Raw genomic sequence first — 20,982 nt, 5'->3', positions numbered from 1 at the left:
TCGTGGATGGAGAGTTAGAGTCATGATGACAAGAACAGCACCCGACCCCGTCCCGGCCGACGCGATCCGCGTCGCGGTCTCGACGGTGATCTTCACGCTGCGCCGCCTTCCCGGCAGCGACGGCGTCCAGGTGGTGCTCCCGCTGGTGCGGCGCACCCGCGACCCGCACGAGGGCCAGTGGGCGCTCCCCGGCGGCTGGCTGGATGCGGCGGAGGGCCTTGATGCCGCGGCGTCGCGCACGCTCGCCGAGACGACGGGGCTGGCGCCGAGCTACCTCGAGCAGCTGTACGCGTTCGGCGCGGTCGACCGCTCCCCCACCAGGGTCGTCTCGATCGTGTACTGGGCGCTGCTGCGGGCGGACGAGATCGCCGACGGCACGGTCGAGAACGTCGAGTGGTTCGATGCCACGCGGCTCCCGCGACTCGCGTTCGACCACAACGAGATCGTCGACTACGCCCTGTGGCGCCTGCGCAACAAGGTCGGCTACAGCCGCATCGCCCACGGCCTCCTCGCCGACGAGTTCACGCTCGCCGAGCTGCGCGAGGTGTACGAGGTGGTCCTCGGCCGGCGCCTCGATCCGGCGAACTTCCGCCGCCAGGTCGAGAACTCCGGCACCCTCATCCCCACCGACCGGTTCCGCACCGGCAGCCACCGCCCGGCCCGGCTGTACCGGTACAACCAGGACGTCGAACTGGCCGACCGCGGCCCGCTCGGCGCCCGAGACTGACCCGCACCCGAACGAGAGAGCCCATCATGTCCGCCATCAACATCGCTCTGCAGCCTCGGCCAGACCTCGACGCGTCCGTCGATCACGCGATCCAGGCGATCGTCGCCGGTGCGCAGACCGGCGAGACCTGCAACACCGACCTCGCCGCCGGTCCGTGGGACTTCGACGCCCGCCCGGGGTACGGGCCCGGATCGTCGATGGGCGACGTGATCCCGACCGGCGCCCCCCGCCAGGGCGAGCTGCCGCGGGAGTATCGCGAGGCCTCCGAGGAAGAGCTCGACGCGCGCATCCGCGCCGCCAAGGCGACCCTCGGCGAGCGCGTCGTCGTGCTGGGCCACTTCTACCAGCGCGAGGAGGTCGTCGTGCACGCGGACTACGTGGGCGACTCGTTCCAGCTCGCCAACGCGGCGCTCGAGCACCCGGACGCCGAGGCGATCGTGTTCTGCGGCGTGCACTTCATGGCGGAGACCGCCGACCTGCTGTCGCGGCCCGAGCAGGCGGTCATCCTGCCCAACCTCGCCGCGGGCTGCTCGATGGCCGACATGGCCGACATCGACCAGGTCGAGGAGTGCTGGGAGCAGCTCGCCGACGTCTACGGCGAGCTCGACGCCGTCGACGAGGAGGGCCTCGTCCCCGTCGTCCCCGTGACCTACATGAACTCCTCGGCCGCCATCAAGGGCTTCGTCGGTCGCCACGGCGGCATCGTGTGCACGTCCTCGAACGCGCGGACGGTGCTCGAGTGGGCCTTCGCGCGCGGCCGCCGCGTCCTCTTCTTCCCCGACCAGCACCTCGGCCGCAACACGGCGAAGGCGATGGGAGTGCCGCTCGAGCAGATGCCCATGTGGAATCCGCGCAAGCCGCTGGGCGGGGCATCCGCCGACCAGCTCGCCGATGCGCGCGTGATCCTGTGGCACGGCTTCTGCTCGGTGCACCGCCGCTTCTCGGTCGACCAGATCGAGAAGGCGCGCGCGGAGCACCCGGGCGTGCGGGTCATCGTGCACCCGGAGTGCCCCATGGAGGTCGTGGATGCCGCGGACGAGGCCGGTTCGACCGACTACATCCGCAAGGCGATCGAGGCCGCGACCGAGCCTGCCACCTTCGCGATCGGCACCGAGGTGAACCTCGTGCAGCGACTGGCCGCCCAGCACCCGCAGCACGACATCTTCTGCCTCGACCCCGTCGTGTGCCCGTGCTCGACGATGTACCGCATCCACCCGGGCTACCTCGCCTGGGTGCTCGAGGGTCTCGTGGCCGGCGAGGTGCGCAACCGCATCACGGTGCCGCAGGACGTCGCCGATCCGGCACGACTGGCGCTGGAGCGCATGCTCGCCGCCAAGCCGCCCGCCGCCCCCGCCGCCGCATGGGAGCACGCATCATGACTCCGCAGCCGGACCGCGCTCCGCACGCGGTCATCGTCGGGTCGGGCATCGCGGGCCTCCTTACCGCCCTGCACGCGGTGGAGCACGGATGCCGCGTCACGCTGGTGACCAAGGACGTCCTCGAGCACGCCAACACCCGGTACGCCCAGGGCGGGATCGCGGGCGTCATGTTCGACGACGACCGCGCCGACGACCACCTGCACGACACCCTCGTCGCCGGAGCGGGCCTCAGCGACCCCGACGCCGTCCGGGTGCTCGTCGACGAGGGCCCTGACCGCATCCGCGAGCTGATCGACCTGGGGGTCGCGTTCGACCGCGACGGCAGCGGCGGATTCGTGAAGGGTCTCGAAGCGGCGCACTCCTACCCGCGCATCCTCCACGCCGGCGGCGACGCCACCGGCACGGCCATCGAGCGGGCGCTGGTCGCCCGCCTGCGGTCGAGCGCCGTGACCGTCATCGAACACGCGTTCCTCGTCGACCTGCTGACCGATGGGACCCGGGCAACGGGCGTGGAGCTGCTGGTCGGCGAGACGGATTCCTCACCCGGCCGCCGCGAGGCGCTTGCGGGCGATGCGGTGGTGCTGGCGACGGGCGGCGCCGGCGAGCTCTACGCGCACTCGACGAACCCCGAGGTGGCGACGGGCGACGGCATCGCCGCCGCTGTCCGAGCCGGCGCGGCCGTCGCAGACCTCGAGTTCTTCCAGTTCCACCCGACGGTGCTCGCGGTCGGCGATTCGTTCCTCGTGTCGGAGGCGGTCCGCGGCGAGGGCGCGACGCTCGTCGACGAGCGTGGCCGCCGCTTCGCGTTCGACGCCCACCCCGACGGCGAGCTCGCACCCCGGGACGTCGTCGCCCGGGCGATCGCGCGGCGGATGGAGGAGCAGGACGGCCGGCCCGTGCTCCTCGACGCGACGGGCATCCACTCCGCCGACCCCGCGGAGCGCGCCGCGTTCCTCGCCCGCCGCTTCCCCACGATCGACCGCGCGGTGCGCGAGCGCGGGCTCGACTGGGCGCGCCAGCCGATCCCCGTGACGCCGGCCGCCCACTACCTCATGGGCGGGGTCGTGACCGACCTCTACGGACGCACGACGCTGCCGGGCCTGTACGCGGTCGGCGAGGTCGCCCGCACCGGCGTCCACGGAGCGAACCGGCTGGCGTCCAACTCGCTGCTGGAGGGCGCCGTGTTCGGCGCCCGGGCCGGCGACGCGATCGCCGCGGACGCGGCATCCGCATCGTGGCCCGCTCCCGTGCCGCCGACGTCCGGGACGCGTGAGCACTGCGCGGAAGGCGGGCGCGCACCGGCCTTCACGCGAGCGGCGCTGCAGCACCTGATGTGGGAGCACGCCGGACTCCGGCGCGACGAGGCCGGCCTCGCGCACGCGGAATCCGTCATCGCGGCGTGGCGTGCGCAGCACCGGGCCCCCTCCTCCGAGCACGACCGGGAGGACGAGAACCTGCTCCTCGTCGCCGAGCACCTGGTGGCGGCGGCCCGCGACCGCAGCGAGTCCGTCGGGGCGCACTTCCGCTCGGATGCCGCGCCCGTCCCCGTCGGCGCGGTGAAGGAGGCGGTCGCATGCTGAGCCGTGCCCACATCGATCGGGTCGTCGCGCTCGCACTCGAGGAGGACGCGCCGTGGGGCGACCTCACGAGCGAGGCGCTCATCCCCGAGAACGCGGTCGCGCGCGCCGACCTGGTCGCGCGGGAGCGCGGCGTCTTCTCCGGCGGCGAGGTCTTCGAGGCGGCGTTCCGGCTCACCGACCCGCGCACCGACGTCCAGCTCGTCGTCGAGGACGGCGAGTGGTTCGAGCCCGGAGCCGTGCTGGCGGTCGTGACCGGCCCTGCCCGAGGCGTCCTGCAGGCCGAGCGCATCGGGCTCAACTTCGTCCAGCGCATGTCGGGCATCGCGACGCTCACCGGCGCCTATGTCGCCGAGGTGGCGCACACCGGCGCCCGCATCGCCGACACCCGCAAGACGACACCGGGCCTGCGCTCGTTCGAGCGCAAGGCGGTGCGAGACGGCGGCGGCCGCAACCACCGCCACTCGCTGTCGGACGCGGTGATGGCCAAGGACAACCACCTCGCCGTGCTCGCGCAGAAGGGCGTGTCGGCGACCGCTGCGCTGCGCTCGGCGAAGGACCTGCTCCCCCACACGACGCACATCGAGGTCGAGGTCGACCGCCTCGATCAGATCGAGCCGGTGCTCGCCGCGGGCATCGGCACGATCATGCTCGACAACTTCTCGCTCGAGGATCTCCGCGCGGGCGTCGCCCAGGTGGCCGGCCGGGCGACCGTCGAGGCGTCCGGCGGCGTCTCGCTCGAGACCGTGCGTGCGATCGCCGAGACCGGCGTCGACGTCGTCTCCGTCGGCGCGCTGACCCACTCCGCCCGCGCACTCGACCTCGGGCTCGACGTGCGCCTCGACGCCCCGTGACCCGGGCAGGCGCACGATGAGCATGCTGTACCTCGACAACGCCGCCACGACACCGGTGCGCCCCGAGGTGCTCGAGGCGATGATGCCGTACCTCACCCGGTGGTACGGCAATCCGTCCAGCCACCACACCGTGGGCGAGGCGGCGGCCGACGCTCTCGCCGACGCCCGCACCCGCGTCGCCCGCGTGCTCGGCCTGCGATCGGGAGACGTCGTCTTCACCTCGGGCGGCACCGAGGCCAGCAACCTCGCGATCAAGGGCATCGCGATCGCCGCCGCGCAGCGCCGGGACGACCGGCGCGCCCACGTCATCACCACGCCGATCGAGCACGAGTCGGTGCTCGAATCCGTCGCGTACCTCGAGCGCGTGCACGGGTACGCGGTGACGCGGGTGCCCGTCGACGCGCACGGACGTGTGGATCCGGATGCTGTGGCCGAGAGCCTGCGCGATGACACGGCGCTGGTGAGCCTGGGGTACGCCAACAACGAGGTCGGCACGGTGCAGGATGCCGCGGCGATCGCGGCGCTCCTGCGCGATCGGCGGGTGCCGCTGCACCTCGACGCCGTGCAGGCGGCGGGCTGGCTGCCGCTGTCGGCGGACGAACTCGGGTACGACGCGATCTCGCTGGCCGGCCACAAGCTCGGAGCACCCAAGGGCACCGGCGTGCTCGGCGTGCGCGGGCGCATCCCGCTCGAGCCGCTGCTCCACGGCGGCGGGCAGGAGCGCGGCCGCCGCAGCGGCACCGAGGACGTCGCGGGCGCCGTCGGGCTGGCGACGGCGCTGGAGCTGGCCGAGTCCGACCGCGTGGCGGCATCCGCGCGCGTGAGCGCCCTCCGCGACCGCTTCATCACGCGGGTGCTCGAGAGCATCCCGCCGGCGCGGCTCACCGGCGACCCGGTGCACCGGCTTCCCGGCACGGCGAGCTTCACCTTCGCCGGCACCAGCGGCGAGGCGGTGCTGCTCGAGCTGGAACGGCGCGGCGTCGTGTCGTCGAGCGGGTCCGCCTGCGCCGCCGGCAGCGACGAGCCGTCGCACGTGCTCGTGGCCATGGGCGTGGCACCCGACGTCGCCCGGACAGCCGTGCGCTTCACCTTCCCGCGCTGGCTCAACGCCCCTCTCGACGCCGTCGCCGATGCCGTCGCCGCCTCGGTCGCGGCCGTCGCCGCACCGGGCCGATGACGCCGGCGCCGCGGCGCCGGGCCGCCTCGCCGCGCCCGTAGGATCGGACGGTGACCCCCGCCGTGACCGTCATCGTCCCCGGGTACGACGTGGCGCTCTACGCCGCCGAGGCGCTCGAATCCCTCCGCGCCCAGACGCGCACGGACTGGGTCGCCATCCTCGTCGACGACGCCTCGAACGACGACACCGGCAGGATTTTCGACGCCGCGGCGGCGCACGACGAGCGCTTCACCGTGATCCATCATCCCCGGCAGCGCGGACTGGGCGCGGCGCGCAACACCGGACTCGACCTCGTGCGCACCCCGTTCGTGGGCTTCCTCGACGCCGACGACCGGCTTGCACCGCGGGCCCTGGAGCGGCTCGTCGGCACCGTCGCCGCCAGCGGCAGCGACTTCGCGGTGGGCGCGTACGTGCGGCTGCGGCCCGACACCGCCGGCGGATACGAGGCGGGGAGCGTGCAGCCGTGGGTGGCCGCCGCGACCGATCCGGCGCGGGTCGGCACGACGCTCGCCCGGCACCCGGAGGCGTCCGGCAACATCGTCGCGTGGTCGAAGGTCAGCCGAGCCGACCTGTGGCAGCGCACCGGCCTGCGCTTCCCCGTCGGGAAGGCCTACGAGGACCAGGTCGTCGCGCAGCAGATGTACACGCGCGCGCGGGCGTTCGACGTCATCCCGGACGTCGTCGTCGAATGGCGCGAGCGCGCGGACGGCTCCTCCATCACCCAGCACAAGGGGGAGCTGCCGGTGCTGCGGGACTACCTGGAAGCCCTCTCCGGCGGGGTCGCGGTGCTCGACGCGGCCGGACAGCAGCGTGCGGTGGCATCCCGCGTCCGGCTGATCCTGGGAATGGACCTGCCGCCGCTCGTCGACATCGCCCGCCACCACCCCGACGACGCGTACCGCCGCGCGCTCGGCTCGTTCGCCCGGGCGCTGACGCCGCACGCCGAGCCCCGGTCGCTGCCCGACGCCGCGGCGACGGCGCTGGCCGCCGCATCCCTGTGGTGACGTCGCCGGCGCGGATCAGCCCTCGAGCGGCCGGTCGCCGACGACCGCCCGCCCGATGCCGCGCTCCTCGAGCTGCGCGGCGGTGAGCGCGAGGGGTTGGTCCGGCGCGGTGTCGGCGCGGCGTTCGGGGTGATCGGCGGGCGGCTGATCGACCTCCGCCTCGAGGATGCGGGTGGTCGCGAGCTGCTGCGCCGCGAGCTCGGCGTAGAGTCCGCCTGCGGCCAGCAGCGAACCGTGCGTGCCGGACTCCACGATGCGGCCGGCCTCGACGACATGGATCACGTCGGCGTCGATCACCGTCGAGAGGCGATGGGCGATCGAGAGGGTGGTGCGGCCCCGCGCCGCGGCATCCAGCGCCTCCTGCACCACGCGCTCGGACACCGTGTCGAGGGCCGACGTCGCCTCGTCGAGGAGCAGCACGGGAGGGTCCTTCAGCAGCACGCGGGCGATGGCGATCCGCTGCTTCTCGCCGCCCGAGAGACGGTAGCCGCGCTCGCCGACGACGGTGTCGTAGCCCTGCTCGAAGCGCTCGATCACGTGGTGGATGTTGGCCGCGCGACAGGCGGCCTCAAGCTCCGCGTCGGTCGCGTCGGGCTTGGCGTAGCGCAGGTTCTCGCGGATCGTCGCGTGGAACAGGTACGTCTCCTGCGACACGATGCCGACGCTGTCGACGATGGATTCCTGCCGGAGCCGCCGCACGTCCTCGCCCGCGAACAGGACGGATCCCTCGGATGCCTCGTACAGGCGCGGCGTCAGGTACAGCACGGTGGTCTTGCCCGCGCCGGACGGCCCGACGAACGCGACGTGCTGGCCGGGGTCGGCCACGAAGGACACGCCCTGCAGGGTCGCCCTCGTGTCGGGGGCGGCATCCGGATACCGGAACACCACGTCGCGGAACTCGATGCGCCCGACAGGACCCGGCGCCTGCGAGACGTCGATCGCATCGAGGGCGTCCTTGATCGCCGGCACCAGGTCGAGGTACTCGAAGATGCGCGCGAACAGCGCCGCCGAGGTCTGCAGGTCGAGCGAGACGCGCATGAGGCCCATCAGCGGCATGAGCAGCCGCGCCTGCACCGTCGTGAACGCGACGATCGTGCCGGCGGTGATGGCGTCGGTGCCGCTGCCGATGAGGTAGCCCGACACGAGGTAGATGATCGCCGGGACGCTGGCCATGATGACCTGCACGACGGCGAAGAAGCCCTGCCCGCTCATGGCCCGCCGCACCTGCAGGCGGACCTGGTTGACGTTCTCGTCGGCATAGCGGGCGGACTCGGTGCGCTGACGGTTGAAGGACTTGGAGAGCAGGATGCCCGAGACGCTGAGCGTCTCCTGGGTGATGGCCGTCAGCTCCGACAGCGACTCCTGCGTCTCGCCGGCGATGCGCGCCCGCACCTGGCCGACGCGGCGCTGGATGAGGATGAGGAAGGGCATCAGCACGACCGCGATGATCGTGAGCCGCCAGTCGATGAGGATCATGGCCACCAGCGACGCCACGACAGTGACGGTGTTGCCGAGGATGCTCGTCACCGTGTTGGTGAGCACGCCGGAGACCCCGCCGACGTCGTTCTGCAGACGCGACTGGATGACGCCCGTCTTGGTGCGCGTGAAGAACCCGAGCTCCATCGACTGGAGGTGGTCGAACAGCTTCACCCGCAGGTCGCCGGTGACCCGGTTGCCGACCGTGGACGTCAGCCACGTCTGCACGACGCCGACCACGGCCGACAGCAGGAAGAGCACGATCATGGCCAGCACGAGCTGCCAGAGGAGCGTCAGGTCGGGGGCGGAGCCGTCGACGGGGAACAGCGCGTCGTCGAAGACCCGCTGCACCAGCAGCGGCGGGATGACCGCGATGCCCGCTCCCACGACCACGAGCACGCCGGTGATCGCGATCGAGAACGTGTACGGCCGGAAGAGCGCGACGACCCGGCGGCCCAGGTTCGGGATCCGGGGAGCCTCGGCGTTGGCCTTGCGCTGCGCCTCGGTGTCGACCGGCCGGAACCCGGGGTGCCCTCCGCCGCCTCCACCACCGCGCATACTCACCCCGCCAGCCTAATTCCGCCCGCCGACGCTAGGCTCGTGCCGTGAACTCCACCCCGGACCGTCCCGAGCACGACGGCAGCGACCTTGCCGAGCTCCGCGAGGAGATCGACGCGCTCAAGGCCATCCCCCACGAGGAGATCGTGAGTCCGACGCCCAAGGGCATCGAGGATCGCGAGCCCGAGCCCGAGCCGACCGACGCGATCGGCTCGGAGGACTGGGACGACGAGGAGCCCGCCGGGCGCTGACCGCGCGACCGGCGCGCGCCGGCATTCCTGCGACCGATCGGGAATGCGATGTCGGAGCCTGTGGTTAAGTTGGAGGCTTGCCATCGTCGGGTGGCGCTTCGCTGTCCATCCGAGCCTCGAGGAGACGACTTTTGGCCGCCATCGAAACGAATCCCGGTACCGGCAGCATGCCCGCCGTCTCCCGCCAGGCCGCCGGTGCCCCCGTCGCCCTCCGCCCCGAGGAGAACCGCGTCATCTGGCTGCTCCTGGCGGCCGCTTTCGTCGCGATCCTCAACGAGACGACGATGGGCGTCGCGATCCCGCACCTCATCGTCGACCTCGGCATCACCGCGCTCGCCGCGCAGTGGCTGACCACGGCGTTCATGCTGACCATGGCGGTGATCATCCCGATCACCGGCTTCCTGCTGCGCCGCTTCACCACGCGGACGATGTTCGTCGCCGCGATGTCGCTGTTCTCGGCGGGCACGCTCCTCGCGTTCCTCGCGCCCGGGTTCCCGATGCTCCTCATCGCGCGCGTCGTGCAGGCCTCGGGCACCGCGATCATGATGCCGCTGCTCATGACGACGCTGATGACCGTGGTGCCCGCAGCCATCCGCGGTCGCATGATGGGCCGCGTCAGCATCGTGATCTCGCTCGCCCCCGCGATCGGCCCGACGCTCGCCGGCGCCATCCTGAACAACTTCGAGTGGCGCTGGATCTTCGGAATGGTGCTGCCGATCGCGATCGTGGCGCTGGTCGTCGGCGCCCGCTGGATCCACAACCTCGGTGAGACCACGCGCGCGCCGATCGACGTGCTGTCGGTGATCCTGTCGGCCCTCGGCTTCGGTGGCCTCGTCTTCGGCCTCAGCCAGCTGGGCGCCGGCGGTCACGGGGGCGGAGCGGATGCCGCCGCTGCGACCGCCGCCTCGACGACGACGCTCATCGTGTCGCTGAGCATCGGCGTGGTGGCCCTCGGCCTCTTCGGCTGGCGACAGGTGCGCCTCCAGCGCAAGGACGACGCACTGCTGGACCTGCGGGTGTTCCGCAGCACGAACTTCTCCCTGTCGATCGCGCAGATGGCCATCATGTCGATGGCGTTCTTCGGCGCCATCACCATCGTGCCGCTCTACCTCCAGGACGTGCTGGGCGCAGACCCGCTGACGGCGGGCCTCGTGGTGCTGCCCGGCGCGCTGGCGATGGGTCTGGCGGGTCCCTTCATCGGCCGCATCTACGACCGCTGGGGCACCACGGTGCTGCTGGTGCCGGGCGCCGTCATCACCAGCTCGCTGCTGTGGTTCTACACGACGTTCACGACCGAGACGCCGGTGTGGCTCGTCGCCGTCGCGCAGACCGCGCTGTCGCTGGGTCTCGCGCTCTCCTTCACGCCGCTGTTCACGGCCTCGCTCGCATCGCTGCAGCCCCGGTTCTACTCGTACGGATCGGCGGTCGTCGGCACCGTTCAGCAGGTCGCCGGTGCTGCAGGGATCGCCCTGATGTTCGGCGTCATGGCCGCCGGCACGTCGGCCGCGGTGGCATCCGGCGCCGACGAGGCCGCTGCCGGCGCGGCCGGGACCCACGCGGCGTTCCTCACGGCCGCGTTCCTGTCGCTGCCGCTCCTGGTGGGCGCATTCCTCATCCGCAAGCCCGCCGACCAGCCGGTCGGGGCGCCTGCCGCGCACTGACGACGTATCACGCCGATGCCCCGCCCCTCGACAAGGGGTGGGGCATCCGCGATTCTGGATGGCGCCCGAGAACCGACGGGAAGGCAGCAGCATGATCGTCAGCACACCCGATGTCGACACCGCCGCGGGACACGTCGCCGAGATGTACCAGGCGGACCTGCGAGAGGACGGGTTCGTCTTCGCCCACACGCGGGCGATGGCGGTGAATCCTGAGGCGCATCAGGCCTTCGAGGCGCTGATCGGGGCGATCCTGCCCTCGATCGGCCTGCGCACGTACGAGCTCGCCACCCTCGGCGCAGCCCGTGCCCTGGGGTCGGAGCACTGCCTCCTGGCCCACGGGCGCAGGTCGCTGCGGGCGGGACTCCTGGACGAGGACCAGCTGGCCCGGCTCGTCCGCGACGGCGCGGCTGCCGGCACCGGCCTGAGCGATGCCGACGCCGCGGTCGTGCAGTACGCCGAGAGGCTGTCGACGGATGCTGCGGCGATGACCGACGCAGACGCGCAGCGCTTGCGCGATGTGGGGTTCACCGACCGCCAGATCGTGGACATCACCCTGGCCGCCGGTGCGCGCAACTTCTTCAGCAGGTCGCTGCAGGCGCTCGCCGTGCCGGCGGACGACGTGCCGGGGCTCAGCGCGTCGCTCACCTCCGCGCTGCGCGGGACCCGCGGCGCGGCCCGCGTCAGTGGTGGATGACGGCCTTCAGGAGGATGAGGACGCCGCCGAACGCGGCGGTGGTCAGGGCGCTCAGGATGCGCGGGAGCCAGTGAGTGCTCCAGCGGGCGACGGCGATCCACCCGAGCGCGCCGAGCATCACGGTGTTGACGATGAGGGCCACCCACAGGGAGGTGCTGTCCTCGATCACCCGGGAGGTTCCCAGGAGCAGGATCGTGAGCGGCGGCACCGACGCGAGGAGCATGCCGCCGGACTGACGCGACGAGGCCCTCAGGCTGGCGCGAAGACCGGCGTGACCGTCGGTGGCCGCCAGCCTGCCCAGCGTGCCGGCGAAGACGTGCGCCGCGAAGAACACGACGACTGTCACGGCGACCGTGATGAACGCGTCCAGCGACGTGCCCGTCGACGAGCCGCTCACGACGATCATCCCGGACACGAGGATCAGGCCGTAGATCGCCTCCTCGGACATGAGGATGCGCCCGACGCGCGGGGTGATGTGCAGCTGTTCGTCGGTCATCAGCGCGGCGAGAGTCGACTTCGGGCGCCGGGCCTCAGCCCATGCCGCAGGCGCCGCCACCGCAGCAGGAGCTGCCGGACTCGACGACCGTGAGGAGGTTCTTGTCGTCGGAGACGGGGGCGAGGGTGATCGGGGCGGGCTGCTGCGACGTGGTCATGTCGTCCATGCTACCCACGCCGTGCAGCAGCGGGGTCCGCCCTGCCGCCTCGCGCCGGGGTGCGTCGTCAGAGCGGCGCGCCCCCGTTCTGGCACGTCGGGCAGTACTGCGCCACCGTGCTCGAGAACGCGAGATCGCGCACCGTGTCACCGCACACCGGGCACGCCTCGCCGGTGCGGCCGTGCACGCGCATCGAGGCCACCTTCTCGGCCTTCAGCCGGTCGATCGGGACGCCCGTGCGCGCGGCGATCGCTTCGCGCACGGTCGACACCGTCGCATCGAACAATCGGTCGGACTCGCCCGCGTCCAGCGCGGCCGCGTGGGCGAGCGGCGAGACGCGGGCCCGATGCAGGATCTCGTCGGAGTACGCGTTGCCGATGCCGGCGAGCGACTCCTGCTCCTGCAGGATCGCCTTGATCTGCTTGCGGCGCCGCCCGAGAGCCGCGTCGAAGTCCGCACGGGTGAACCCCGGGTCCGCCGGATCGGGACCGAGCTTCGCGATCGCCGGCACCGCTTCCGCGGTGGCCACGACGAAGAGCCCGAGCGAGACCCAGGTTCCGGCATCCGTCACCGCCAGCGTCCGCCCGCCGGCAAGGGCGAATGCGGCCAGAGCAGGCGGCTCGTCGGCAGCGGAATCGGGATCGACGCCGTCGGCGTACCACCGCATCCAGCCGTGTCTGCCGAGCGAGACGACGAGGCTCCCCTCGTCGAGGATCAGCTCGACGTGCTTGCCGTGGCGTGCGGCTCCGGTGATGGTGCGCCCCACGATCGTCGCCGGGGGCGCTGCACGCGTCTTGACGACGCGGTACTCGAGGACATCGACCTCGTCGACCTGGCGGCCGGTGGCCTCGCTGCCGAGGAACCGCGCGAGCGCCTCGACCTCGGGAGACTCTGGCATGGGCACATCCTGCCACGGGCCGCCGACACGGCGAGGGCGTGGTCCCGCGTCGGCCTCACACCCGGGCAGGCGGGCGGTGCGGGATGTGCTGCGGCTTGAGGGCGCCGAGACTGCGACCGCTGTCGACGCGTTCGATCGCGTCGGCGAGCAGCGGCTCCAGCGACGGGTACCGTGCGAATCCCAGCCCCACCGACACCCACACCGCCTCGTAGGTGCCGTCCTCGAGCTCCTCCACGTACGCGATCACACTCGCCGGGTCGCTGTAGGTCAGGGCCCGATCGCACAGGCGCCACGAGCGGTCGCACAGCGGTGCGAGGACCAGCCGCCGAGCGTCTTCCTGCTGCTGCACGGTCGCCGCCGGATGCCTCGCATCACTCGTGGCGGCGGCGACCGCTCCCTTCGTCGAGGCTCCCGCGCCCCCCGTGGGTCCGGACATCGTCAACCTCCTGCGGACCGAGCATCGCCCCCCGCACGGAGATCCGCAGAGGGGGTTGACATCGGCCCGGAGACGGTCCAGGCGCGAGCTGGGCTGCTCTAGCCAGGCGTCGGCTGCGTCATTGCGAGCCGCTCGGCGATCGCATCCAGCGCCGCACGGATCGAGTCGAACTCGCACACCCCCGACGAGCCGGTCACCCACAGCAGATACACCCGCTCGTCCTTGCACTCGAGGTACGCGACCGTCCGGCGGGGATCGTTCGGGTCGGCGTCCGGATCGCACGCGACCCAGGCGCCCGACCCGACCCAGGTCAGTTCAGGGCGACGAACCCCATCGGCCGAAATCGGTGCACTGAGCATGGCCACCTCCTGCTGGCGGAGCCCGCCTCGATGCGAGCGCAGGCCCACCCTGGCGGCATCCGAAATGCGGCGACAAGGGGTTGACTTGCCGATGATGCTGTGGGCCGTTCGCGCCGCCTGTCAAGGGCCGGGCCGGGATGCCGCGACCGGACGTAGAGTGAGCGGGATGCGCGAGTTCGCCCGGGGGGTCGGCCTGCTCGGACGCGGCTTCGCCTACTGGCGGCGGCGTCCCGGGCTGATGGCGCTCGGGCTCGTTCCCGCGGCGATCGTCGCGGTGATCTTCCTGGCCGGTCTCATCGCCCTCGGGACGTACCTGCCGACCATCACGGAGGCGATCACCCCCTTCGCCGACGGCTGGCCGGGTGTGTGGGCCAGCGTCTTCCGGCTCGCCGTCGGCACGGCGCTCCTCGGCGCCTCGCTCGTGCTGGTCGCCGTCTCCTTCACGGCGTTGACGCTGCTCATCGGCGAGCCCTTCTACGACAGGATCTGGAAGGCGGTCGAAGCCGATCTCGGCGACGCCGGAGACGACGCCGGCTACGGGTTCTGGCGATCCGTGGCCGACGGGATCTCGCTCATCTCACGCGGCATGGTGATCGCGCTCCTGGCCGCCCTGGTGGCTCTGATCCCGGTCGTGGGCGGCGCGCTGAGCGCCGTGTTCGCAGTGTCGTTCACCGGCTGGCTGCTGGCGGACGAGCTCGCATCCCGCGCGCTCACCGCGCGCGGACTGGTTCCCGCCGACCGTCGACGTCTGATGCGGCGGCATCGCGCGCGCGTCCTCGGCTTCGGCGTGGCGACCCAGCTCTGCTTCTTCGTGCCGCTCGGCGCCGTCGTCACGATGCCCGCCGCCGTGGCGGGATCCACGCTGCTCGCTCGCTCCCTGCTGGAGAGCGCGCCCCGGCGCGCACCCGCCGCAGAGGAGCCCGCACGGCCAGCCGGCACGGTGCCGTCCGCCTGACGCGCGTCGCTGCCTGCGGCGTCAGGAGGCCTGCGCGAGCTCCCGGGCGACATCGACCATGTGCGGGATCGCCCGGTCGATCATGGGCATGGTCGCCGTCAGCGAGACGCGGAAGTGATGCGGCTGATCGAACAGGTCTCCGGGCATGACGTACACCCCGCGGGCGGCGAGGGCGTCGCAGAAGACGCGCCCGTCCCCGCCGGGCGCCCGGCCCCAGAGATAGAACGTGCCCTCGGGGCGGGTGACCTGCACACCTGCCTCCGTGAGCACGCCGTAGAGGCGGTCCCGCCTCCTCGCCAGCTCCTGCACGTCGATCGTCAGCGACTCGAGCTCGGGGACGGAGTACTGCATGATGGCGTCGGGGAACCCCCACCCGATCGCGAGTCCGAGCGGGAAGAGCGCGGCGCGCAGCTCCTCCCGCTCTGCCGCCGGGATGTGCGGCGACAGCGCCAGATACCCGAGCCGCTGCCCGGGAGCGAGGAGCACCTTGCCGTAGCTGTAGTCGATGAGCGTCCACGGGTACGAGCCGGCCGGGCTGGCGAACCCGACGCCGTCGAACCGGATCCGGCGGTACGGCTCGTCCGAGAGCAGCCAGATGCGGCGCCCGTGACGGCGCGACGCACGCTCCAGCTCTTCCGCGAGAGCGTCCCATGCCGACTTCGGGTACACACGTCCGGTCGGATTGGCGGGCGAGTTGACGATGACGATCCGCGTGCGCGGCGAGATCGCCCGCGCGATGGCATCCACGTCCAGGTCGAAGGTCTCCGGATCGAGCGCGGCCCGCACCGGGACCAGGTCAGCGGCGTACAGCGTCGGCTCGTAGCAGAACCAGCCGGGCACCGGCACGACGACCTCGTCGCCCGCATCGGCCAGCAGCGCGAACGTCAGCGAGATCGCCCCGAAGGCGCCCTGCGTCATCGCGATGTCGTCGGGCTCGAAGTCGAGACCGAGCTCGGTGCGCAGGCCGGACGCGACGACCTCCTGCGCCGACCGCTCGCTGCTCTTGTAGGCGAACCAGTCGACGGACCGCGGCTGGGCGTTCGCGCGCAGTGCGGACGAGAGCCCCGGCAGCGCCATCTCGTGCGGGTTGCCGAACGTGAAGTCGAGGGCATCCTGATCGGCGGCGAGCGCCTGGATCCGGGAGAAGAACGTCGTGACGACGTCCACGGACTTCTTCGCCGCCCTCGCACGCGTCGACATCTCCATCGTCGGACCCCCGCTCCCCAGCGCCGGACTGTGACCCCGCTCAGCTTCCCAAGACGCCGCCGACGCGTCAATGGCCCGCGCGGACGGCGGCGCCGGCGTCTTCTGTCCGCAGCGCCGCGTGAGGCAGGATGAGCCCGTGACCGACGACGACGGACTGGCGCTCGTGCTCGGCGGGGGCGGAGCCTTCGCCGCCGCCCACGTCGGGGTGCTGCAGGTGCTCGCGGAGCGAGGCATCCGTCCCGGCATCGCCGTGGGCACGAGCTCGGGTGCGCTCGTCGCGGCCGCCTACGCCGCCGAGCTCGATCAGGGGGCGATCGAGCGGGCTGCACGCGAGTTCCGCTGGGGGGCGATCGCCCGATGGTCCCTCTCCCCCCGCTGGGGCCTGCTCGACACCGCAGCGGTGCGCGACTCGGTCATCCGCGTGCTCGGCAGGGACCCGCTCATCGAAGAGCTCCCCCGCCGGTTCGCCGCCTACGCCACGGACCTGCGCACCCGCCGCGGGGTGGTCATCGACGAGGGTCCGCTCAGCCTGGCGCTGCGATCGACGATCGCCGTCCCGGGGATCCTGCCGCCGGTGCGGCGCGCCGCGGCGCTGCTGGCCGACGGCGGCATGGTCGACAACGTGCCCGTCGAGGCGGCACGGATGCTCGGCGCCTCCCGCCTCATCGTGGTGCGGCTGCACGCCCGATGGGAGAACGTGCGCATGATGCGCACCGTCTCACGCACCGCCGAACTGGCGGGTGACCCCGCCGTCGTTTTGATCCAGCCGGAGATGGAACGCATGGCGCAGTGGACGATGTCAGACGTCCCGCGTCTCATCGCCGAGGGGCGTCGCGCGGCGCTCGTCGCCCTCGACGAGCGATCCGCGCGCGATCCGGGCGCAGGAGGCGCGGACGCGGAGCCGGTCTCCGGGTGAGACGGCCGCTCCCCGCCGCGCTCCCCCGTGTCACATCCGGGCGTAGCGGGCGCGGGCGAAGCAGAAGACGCCGTAGATGATGAGGCCGGCGGCGACGACCCACAGGATCATGCGCCCGAAGGGCAGCTCGGCGAGCGAGTGGAGGGCGGCATCCAGGCCACCGGCGGTCTCGGCGTCGTGCGTGACAGCGGCGACGACGAAGAGCACGCCCGTCACGCCCACGGCGATCCCCTTCGCGATGTAGCCGACGACGCCGAACGTCACGATGCCCTTGCGGACCGACCCTGCCGGCAGATCCAGGTGCTTCTCGAACGCGCGCGTCGCGCCCCGGATGATGAAGGCGACGCCCACCGCGAAGATGATGAGGCCCACGAGCACGAGGAGGAACACCCCGCCCGGCGTCGACATGAGCTGGGCGCTGAACGTCTGCGACGACTGGGAGGAGTCCGAGCTGCCGCCCATCGCGTACACGACGGCGGTGGCGGCGATCGCGAGGTAGGCGGCGGCGGTGCCGAGGTACTTCGCGCGGTGGCCCCACTTCTTCTTCTCGTCGGGCTCGCGCTCGAGGAAGGCGTCTGCGATCTGCCATGCGGCCAGCGCCACCAGGCCGATCGCGATCGCCCAGAGCATGAAGACCCCCGCGGGGGTCTCCCGGATGGTCTGCATCGCGCCGCCCTGGTCGGCCTGCCCGCCGCCGCCCGCCGCGACCGAGATGGCGATCGCGCCGATGACGATGTGGAGCACGCCGAGCACGACGTAGCCGATGCGGGCGATGGTGCGGAATACGGGTGATTCCTGTGCGGCCCGCGCCGCGTTCTTCGCAGTGGTCATGCTGGAACCGTATCCCTCGCCGGCTCGCGCAGAAGGGACTTGAAATGCGGCCGGAGATCACTCATGTATCTCGCGAGACCGACGACTGGGCCCTGCGGATGCGCAGCGCGTGCATGAAGCACCACACCAGCGTGGCGACGGCGACGCCCTCGAGCATGCCCGCCACCACGTCACTGACCCAGTGCGCGTGCAGGTATGTGCGGCTCCACATCATGTAGACCACCCAGCATGCGCCGGCCACCCACACGTACCAGCGCCTGAGCAGCAGGCCCAGCGTCACGGCGACGGTCGTCGCGACGGCCGTGTGGCCGGAGGGGAACGAGGTCGGCACGCTCTCGGCCAGCGAGTTCTCCGGGCGGACGCGCGCGATGATCGCGGCCATCGGCGCGCCGATCGCCACGACGGTGACGATCGCGAGCGCCATGTTCGCCGCATCCCATGGACGCCTGCGCCACAGGAATACGGCGACCAAGAGGATGCCGATCACGATCATTCCGATCGTGCCGCCGACGACCGCGGGGATCCAGGCCAGGATCAGCCCCGCGTCCGTCGTGATGTCGATCATCAGCGCCTGCCACCAGATGTCGAGGGCGAGGGGCTCGTGCCCGCCCAGCGCGACGATGAACCGGAGCACGACGAAGGCCACGGCGGCGCACACGCCCACCACGAGGACGGTGCCGCGGTGCGGGTCGGGGTGCGGCAGCGGCTCGGTGGGCACGGGTGCGAGGGCGGACTGCCCGCCCTGCTGCTCCTGGTCCTCCGCCACGGACACCATTGTCGACCCGAAGGGCGCGGGCGCGAAGTTGTGCCCACACTCTTGCGTCGTCGCGGCGGGCTGGCTATAGGGCCCGCGATTCAGCGGGACGCCGTCCGTCAGCGGGACGCCGTCAGTGCGTATCGCTCGTCGGCGATCGGCCCGCCCCACAGCTCGGCGTCCGGGAGCTCCCGGAGCGAGCCCTCCTGGAGACCGCTCGCAGCGACCAGCCGGCGCGCGTCCTCGGCGGTCATCCCCGCGCCCGTGTGCCACCGCCCCTCGATGAGGACGATCCTGCCGTCCGGCCGCAGCAGGTCGGCCCAGTTGCGCAGAGCCTGGGCGGGGACGGTCATCGCCCACAGCACGTGACGGCTGAGCACGACGTCGAAGTGCGCCACCGGGAGCGGCGGAGCCGAGGCGTCCGCGCACACGAACGTCGCGTCCGCGCCGGCGGTGCGGCTCTTCTCCCGCGCCCGCTGGATCATCGACGGCGAGAAGTCGAGGCCCGTGACCTCGTGGCCGAGCTCGGCGAGCAGCACCGACAGCGTCCCGGTGCCGCACCCGAGGTCGGCGATCCTCGAGCGCCGCTCTCCGACGAGCGACACCAGCAGCGCCCGCCAGGCCTCACGGGCGACCGGATGCCGCAGCCCGTGGTCGACGGCGTCGTCGAAGGTCGCGGCCTCGGCGTCCCACATCGCTGAATCCGACATCGTCACAGCCTGGCAGTCGCCGCGGTCCTTTCCGGCACCGGCGGACGACGGGTCAGTCCCAGTCGAGGTAGTCCTCGATGGGCCACGCCGTCGCGCCGATGTGGGTGACGGGGAACAGGTGCCCGCCGCCCTCGACGGTGGTCACGCTCACCCGGTCGGGGGCGGACGCCTGGAGGGCCTGGCCGTTCGCCGGCGGCGTGAGGCGATCCTCCGTGCCCTGGATGACGAGCACGGGGAGCGCGGGCGGGAGCGTGGACCACTCCACATCGGGCGTCGACGCCTGTGCCGCGCGCTGCATCGCGACCACGTCGCCGTCGCGCGCCTGCGCGGGGACGTCGGAGTCGCCGGCGGCCAGCTCGTCGGTCGCCACCGCGCCCTCGACGCCCAGCAGCAGCACGCCGTTGACGCGGCCGGGGTGATCCAGTGCCACCGTGCGGGCCACGGTGCCGCCGAACGCGTGGCCGCCGACCCAGGCGCCCGCGAGACCGACGTGCGCCATCACGTCCACGACGTCCTGCGCCAGGTCGTGCAGCGACACCTCGGCGTCCGCGGCGGTGGCGGGGTGGCGCGGCCCGATGCGGACGACGTGGAAGTCCTCCTCCACGAGGGCGTGCGCGAGCGGACCCAGATAGCTGATGTTCAGGCCCTGGCCGGGCAGCAGCACCAGCGCGGGACCGTCGCTGCGCTCGTCGACGTACGGTATCGCCCGGCCGTCGGGCTCGAAGATCTGGGTTTCAGCCACGGGTTGTCCTCTCGAAGGGCGGATCGGGTGCGGGTCGGGGGCTCAGACGTTGAACCGGAACTCGACGACGTCGCCGTCCTGCATGACGTAGTCCTTGCCCTCGAGGCGCGCCTTCCCCTTGGCGCGCGCCTCGACGACCGATCCCGCCGCGACCAGGTCGTCGAACGAGATGACCTCGGCCTTGATGAAGCCCTTCTCGAAGTCCGTGTGGATCACACCGGCAGCCTGCGGGGCCTTCCACCCCTTGCCGATGGTCCACGCGCGCGCCTCCTTGGGCCCCGCCGTCAGGTAGGTCTGCAGGCCGAGCGTGTCGAAGCCGATGCGGGCGAGCTGATCGAGACCGGACTCCTCCTGGCCCGTGGAGGCCAGCAGCTCCGCCGCGTCCTCGGGGTCGAGGTCGATGAGCTCGGACTCGATCTTCGCGTCGAGGAAGACGGCCTTGGCCGGGGCCACCAGCGCTTCCAGCTCCGCCTTGCGGGAGGCATCCGTCAGCACGGCCTCGTCCACGTTGAAGACGAAGATGAACGGCTTGGCGGTCAGCAGGCCCAGCTCCTTGATCGGCGCGAGGTCGATGCCCGAGGCCGAGAGCAGCACGCCGCGTTCGAGCGCGTCCTTCGCCTCGGTCGCCGCGGCGAGCACGGCGGGGTCGAGCTTGCGGCCCCTGACCTCCTTCTCATACCGCGTGATCGCCTTCTCGAGCGTCTCGAGGTCGGCCAGCTGCAGCTCGGCGTTGATCGTCTCCATGTCGCCGCGCGGGTTCACCGCGCCGTCGACGTGCACGACGTCGTCGTCGGCGAAGCCGCGCACGACCTGCGCGATGGCGTCGGCTTCGCGGATGTTCGCGAGGAACTTGTTCCCGAGCCCCTCGCCCTCGCTGGCCCCGCGGACGATGCCGGCGATGTCGACGAACGACACCGCTGCGGGGAGGATCCGCTCCGACGAGAAGATCTCGGCGAGCTTGTCCAGTCGCGGGTCGGGCAGGTTGACCACGCCGATGTTGGGCTCGATCGTGGCGAACGGGTAGTTCGCCGCGAGCACCTGGTTCTTGGTCAGCGCGTTGAAGAGGGTCGACTTGCCGACGTTCGGGAGTCCGACGATTCCGATGGTGAGAGCCACGGGCATCCAGTCTAGTTCGGGACGGATGCCGCTCCCCGCCGCTCCGCG

The 20,982-nt window shown here is 72.1% G+C and carries 23 protein-coding genes; 11 read left to right on the top strand and 12 right to left on the bottom strand.

Translation table 11 applies throughout. The features are described 5' to 3' along the window. The first annotated feature begins 25 nt into the window (after nt 1–25). Genes ACWGUG_RS16535 through ACWGUG_RS16510 form a run of 6 tightly spaced genes read left to right on the top strand, consistent with a single transcriptional unit; the run spans nt 26 to nt 6,718 of the window. Nucleotides 26–727 (top strand): NUDIX hydrolase, encoded by a 702-nt coding sequence (locus ACWGUG_RS16535; RefSeq protein ID WP_336396759.1) that lies wholly within the window; start codon nt 26–28, stop codon nt 725–727. Between the two features lie 26 nt (nt 728–753). After that, the gene (nadA, locus tag ACWGUG_RS16530) at nt 754–2,106 is read left to right on the top strand and encodes a quinolinate synthase NadA (RefSeq protein WP_336396398.1); all 1,353 of its coding nucleotides are present in this window, start codon (nt 754–756) and stop codon (nt 2,104–2,106) included. Continuing rightward, nucleotides 2,103–3,686 carry an L-aspartate oxidase gene (gene nadB / locus ACWGUG_RS16525; protein WP_452325317.1) on the top strand — a complete coding sequence of 528 codons (1,584 nt, stop codon included), beginning with the start codon at nt 2,103–2,105 and terminating at the stop codon, nt 3,684–3,686. Before nadA ends, nadB begins: the two co-directional genes overlap by 4 nt. Continuing rightward, nucleotides 3,680–4,537 carry a carboxylating nicotinate-nucleotide diphosphorylase gene (nadC, locus tag ACWGUG_RS16520; RefSeq protein ID WP_336396400.1) on the top strand — a complete coding sequence of 286 codons (858 nt, stop codon included), beginning with the start codon at nt 3,680–3,682 and terminating at the stop codon, nt 4,535–4,537. The genes nadB and nadC overlap by 7 nt, the downstream gene beginning before the upstream one ends. A gap of 22 nt (nt 4,538–4,559) precedes the next feature. Beyond that, a complete protein-coding gene (locus tag ACWGUG_RS16515) occupies nt 4,560–5,714 on the top strand; it encodes a cysteine desulfurase family protein (protein ID WP_452325332.1) in 1,155 nt (384 codons plus the stop codon). Nucleotides 5,715–5,764: 50 nt separating this feature from the next. Continuing rightward, on the top strand, nt 5,765–6,718 hold the full coding sequence (locus ACWGUG_RS16510; protein WP_452325316.1) for a glycosyltransferase family 2 protein: 954 nt from the start codon (nt 5,765–5,767) through the stop codon (nt 6,716–6,718). A 15-nt stretch (nt 6,719–6,733) separates the two neighbouring features. Here ACWGUG_RS16510 and ACWGUG_RS16505 read toward each other — a convergent pair whose 3' ends face one another. Continuing rightward, the gene (locus ACWGUG_RS16505; protein WP_452325331.1) at nt 6,734–8,752 is read right to left on the bottom strand and encodes an ABC transporter ATP-binding protein; all 2,019 of its coding nucleotides are present in this window, start codon (nt 8,750–8,752) and stop codon (nt 6,734–6,736) included. Nucleotides 8,753–8,799: 47 nt separating this feature from the next. On the opposite strand from ACWGUG_RS16505, the gene ACWGUG_RS16500 reads away from it, so the two are divergent. The 3 genes from ACWGUG_RS16500 (at nt 8,800) to ACWGUG_RS16490 (ending at nt 11,358) form a co-directional block, all read left to right on the top strand. Beyond that, nucleotides 8,800–9,003, top strand: coding sequence for a hypothetical protein (locus ACWGUG_RS16500; protein WP_336396402.1), 204 nt, complete (start codon nt 8,800–8,802; stop codon nt 9,001–9,003). A 167-nt stretch (nt 9,004–9,170) separates the two neighbouring features. Beyond that, nucleotides 9,171–10,664: a DHA2 family efflux MFS transporter permease subunit gene (locus ACWGUG_RS16495; RefSeq protein WP_378882119.1), complete on the top strand. Its 1,494-nt coding sequence runs from the start codon at nt 9,171–9,173 to the stop codon at nt 10,662–10,664. Between the two features lie 91 nt (nt 10,665–10,755). Continuing rightward, nucleotides 10,756–11,358: a carboxymuconolactone decarboxylase family protein gene (locus ACWGUG_RS16490; RefSeq protein ID WP_452325315.1), complete on the top strand. Its 603-nt coding sequence runs from the start codon at nt 10,756–10,758 to the stop codon at nt 11,356–11,358. On the opposite strand, the gene ACWGUG_RS16485 is transcribed toward ACWGUG_RS16490, so the two are convergent. The 5 genes from ACWGUG_RS16485 to ACWGUG_RS16465 all read right to left on the bottom strand — a co-directional run bounded on the left by ACWGUG_RS16485 (nt 11,345) and on the right by ACWGUG_RS16465 (nt 13,704). Beyond that, nucleotides 11,345–11,854, bottom strand: coding sequence for a hypothetical protein (locus tag ACWGUG_RS16485; RefSeq protein WP_336396404.1), 510 nt, complete (start codon nt 11,852–11,854; stop codon nt 11,345–11,347). The two genes, ACWGUG_RS16490 and ACWGUG_RS16485, sit on opposite strands and share 14 nt — an antisense overlap. 34 nt (nt 11,855–11,888) lie before the next feature. Next, the gene (locus ACWGUG_RS16480) at nt 11,889–12,011 is read right to left on the bottom strand and encodes a hypothetical protein (protein WP_336396405.1); all 123 of its coding nucleotides are present in this window, start codon (nt 12,009–12,011) and stop codon (nt 11,889–11,891) included. Between the two features lie 67 nt (nt 12,012–12,078). After that, nucleotides 12,079–12,909, bottom strand: coding sequence for a DNA-formamidopyrimidine glycosylase family protein (locus ACWGUG_RS16475; RefSeq protein ID WP_452325314.1), 831 nt, complete (start codon nt 12,907–12,909; stop codon nt 12,079–12,081). A gap of 55 nt (nt 12,910–12,964) precedes the next feature. Next, nucleotides 12,965–13,345, bottom strand: coding sequence for a hypothetical protein (locus tag ACWGUG_RS16470; protein ID WP_336396407.1), 381 nt, complete (start codon nt 13,343–13,345; stop codon nt 12,965–12,967). 98 nt (nt 13,346–13,443) lie between these two features. Beyond that, nucleotides 13,444–13,704, bottom strand: coding sequence for a hypothetical protein (locus ACWGUG_RS16465; protein ID WP_452325313.1), 261 nt, complete (start codon nt 13,702–13,704; stop codon nt 13,444–13,446). 166 nt (nt 13,705–13,870) lie between these two features. Here ACWGUG_RS16465 and ACWGUG_RS16460 point away from each other — a divergent pair, with 166 nt between their 5' ends. Beyond that, nucleotides 13,871–14,659, top strand: coding sequence for an EI24 domain-containing protein (locus ACWGUG_RS16460; protein ID WP_452325312.1), 789 nt, complete (start codon nt 13,871–13,873; stop codon nt 14,657–14,659). 21 nt (nt 14,660–14,680) lie between these two features. Here ACWGUG_RS16460 and ACWGUG_RS16455 read toward each other — a convergent pair whose 3' ends face one another. Then, nucleotides 14,681–15,865: an aminotransferase class I/II-fold pyridoxal phosphate-dependent enzyme gene (locus ACWGUG_RS16455; protein WP_452325311.1), complete on the bottom strand. Its 1,185-nt coding sequence runs from the start codon at nt 15,863–15,865 to the stop codon at nt 14,681–14,683. Between the two features lie 136 nt (nt 15,866–16,001). On the opposite strand from ACWGUG_RS16455, the gene ACWGUG_RS16450 reads away from it, so the two are divergent. Further along, the gene (locus ACWGUG_RS16450) at nt 16,002–16,781 is read left to right on the top strand and encodes a patatin-like phospholipase family protein (RefSeq protein ID WP_452325310.1); all 780 of its coding nucleotides are present in this window, start codon (nt 16,002–16,004) and stop codon (nt 16,779–16,781) included. 30 nt (nt 16,782–16,811) lie between these two features. On the opposite strand, the gene ACWGUG_RS16445 is transcribed toward ACWGUG_RS16450, so the two are convergent. The 5 genes from ACWGUG_RS16445 to ychF all read right to left on the bottom strand — a co-directional run bounded on the left by ACWGUG_RS16445 (nt 16,812) and on the right by ychF (nt 20,934). Next, complete coding sequence (locus ACWGUG_RS16445) at nt 16,812–17,612, bottom strand: DUF1206 domain-containing protein (protein ID WP_378881398.1); 801 nt, start codon at nt 17,610–17,612, stop codon at nt 16,812–16,814. Nucleotides 17,613–17,673: 61 nt separating this feature from the next. Beyond that, entirely contained in the window at nt 17,674–18,378 is a 705-nt protein-coding gene (locus ACWGUG_RS16440) for a phosphatase PAP2 family protein (RefSeq protein ID WP_452325309.1), read from the bottom strand. A gap of 107 nt (nt 18,379–18,485) precedes the next feature. Continuing rightward, nucleotides 18,486–19,076: a class I SAM-dependent methyltransferase gene (locus ACWGUG_RS16435; RefSeq protein WP_336396414.1), complete on the bottom strand. Its 591-nt coding sequence runs from the start codon at nt 19,074–19,076 to the stop codon at nt 18,486–18,488. Nucleotides 19,077–19,128: 52 nt separating this feature from the next. After that, entirely contained in the window at nt 19,129–19,818 is a 690-nt protein-coding gene (locus ACWGUG_RS16430; protein WP_452325308.1) for an alpha/beta fold hydrolase, read from the bottom strand. A gap of 42 nt (nt 19,819–19,860) precedes the next feature. Beyond that, on the bottom strand, nt 19,861–20,934 hold the full coding sequence (gene ychF / locus ACWGUG_RS16425) for a redox-regulated ATPase YchF (RefSeq protein WP_378881406.1): 1,074 nt from the start codon (nt 20,932–20,934) through the stop codon (nt 19,861–19,863). Nucleotides 20,935–20,982: the final 48 nt, after the last annotated feature.

Source organism: Microbacterium sp. NPDC055455, assembly GCF_053619935.1.
Note: the sequence above shows the minus strand (reverse complement) of the source record. Positions and strands in the feature narration are given on the sequence as shown.

Coding starts and splice junctions, on each gene's coding strand:
- ACWGUG_RS16485 (WP_336396404.1), bottom strand. CDS start 11,854: ATGACCGACGAACAGCTGCACATCACCCCGCGCGTCGGGCGCATCCTC.
- ACWGUG_RS16470 (WP_336396407.1), bottom strand. CDS start 13,345: ATGTCCGGACCCACGGGGGGCGCGGGAGCCTCGACGAAGGGAGCGGTC.
- ACWGUG_RS16515 (WP_452325332.1), top strand. CDS start 4,560: ATGCTGTACCTCGACAACGCCGCCACGACACCGGTGCGCCCCGAGGTG.
- ACWGUG_RS16535 (WP_336396759.1), top strand. CDS start 26: ATGACAAGAACAGCACCCGACCCCGTCCCGGCCGACGCGATCCGCGTC.
- ACWGUG_RS16495 (WP_378882119.1), top strand. CDS start 9,171: ATGCCCGCCGTCTCCCGCCAGGCCGCCGGTGCCCCCGTCGCCCTCCGC.
- ACWGUG_RS16505 (WP_452325331.1), bottom strand. CDS start 8,752: ATGCGCGGTGGTGGAGGCGGCGGAGGGCACCCCGGGTTCCGGCCGGTC.
- nadA (WP_336396398.1), top strand. CDS start 754: ATGTCCGCCATCAACATCGCTCTGCAGCCTCGGCCAGACCTCGACGCG.
- ACWGUG_RS16445 (WP_378881398.1), bottom strand. CDS start 17,612: ATGACCACTGCGAAGAACGCGGCGCGGGCCGCACAGGAATCACCCGTA.
- ACWGUG_RS16465 (WP_452325313.1), bottom strand. CDS start 13,704: ATGCTCAGTGCACCGATTTCGGCCGATGGGGTTCGTCGCCCTGAACTG.
- ACWGUG_RS16490 (WP_452325315.1), top strand. CDS start 10,756: ATGATCGTCAGCACACCCGATGTCGACACCGCCGCGGGACACGTCGCC.
- ACWGUG_RS16435 (WP_336396414.1), bottom strand. CDS start 19,076: ATGTCGGATTCAGCGATGTGGGACGCCGAGGCCGCGACCTTCGACGAC.
- ACWGUG_RS16460 (WP_452325312.1), top strand. CDS start 13,871: ATGCGCGAGTTCGCCCGGGGGGTCGGCCTGCTCGGACGCGGCTTCGCC.
- nadB (WP_452325317.1), top strand. CDS start 2,103: ATGACTCCGCAGCCGGACCGCGCTCCGCACGCGGTCATCGTCGGGTCG.
- ACWGUG_RS16475 (WP_452325314.1), bottom strand. CDS start 12,909: ATGCCAGAGTCTCCCGAGGTCGAGGCGCTCGCGCGGTTCCTCGGCAGC.
- ACWGUG_RS16480 (WP_336396405.1), bottom strand. CDS start 12,011: ATGACCACGTCGCAGCAGCCCGCCCCGATCACCCTCGCCCCCGTCTCC.
- nadC (WP_336396400.1), top strand. CDS start 3,680: ATGCTGAGCCGTGCCCACATCGATCGGGTCGTCGCGCTCGCACTCGAG.
- ACWGUG_RS16455 (WP_452325311.1), bottom strand. CDS start 15,865: ATGGAGATGTCGACGCGTGCGAGGGCGGCGAAGAAGTCCGTGGACGTC.